This is a genomic window from Streptococcus sp. 27098_8_99 (assembly GCF_041431935.1).
Lineage (GTDB): Bacteria > Bacillota > Bacilli > Lactobacillales > Streptococcaceae > Streptococcus > Streptococcus parasanguinis_D.
The window spans coordinates 1-638 of the sequence record NZ_JAPVYQ010000025.1; the positions used below are offsets into that span (position 1 = coordinate 1).

General features: G+C 42.9%; 1 protein-coding gene. It reads left to right on the plus strand.

What is annotated here, in order from left to right; genetic code table 11:
- Window positions 1–638: Spy0128 family protein (locus O3605_RS09950; protein ID WP_371586090.1), on the plus strand; the 638-nt coding region annotated here is incomplete at both ends.

The following is a 638-nucleotide window of genomic DNA, read 5'->3' on the forward strand; positions in this document are numbered from 1 at the left end:
ATTGACTACGATACTATGAACGCAGAAGTGACTGTTAATGTCACTAAGAATGCGACAACAGGTGTCTTGACAGCCAATGTCACAATGCCAGCGGATAGCGAGTTTAACAACTATGCGGTAGCGCCAGTGACAGCGCAATTTGACTTCAGTAAAGTCTTGGCAGGACGCACTCTAAAAGATGGAGAATTCAGTTTTGTCTTGAAAGATGCGAGCGGTCAAGTTCTCCAAACGAAGACCAATGATGCATCAGGTAAAGTAGCCTTTGATGCGCTCACATACAAGAACAACGAAGTTGGTGTTCATAAGTACACCGTAGAAGAAGTAGCAGGCTCAGAAGCGGGAATGACCTATGACCCAATGAAGGCAGAGGTGACAGTGACTGTAACGAAAGATGGCCATACTCTTACAGCGACCAAAGCCCTTCCAACGGATACCGAGTTCAATAATATCTTTACACCGACAGCAACAAGTGCCCAATTCAATTTCACTAAGAAATTGGAAGGTAAAACACTTGAAGCTGATGCCTTTACTTTTGAATTGCTTGAAAACGGCAATGTGATCCAAACGAAGAAAAATAAAGCTGACGGCACGATCCAATTTGACGCTATTTCATATGATAAAGAAGGTACACATACCTA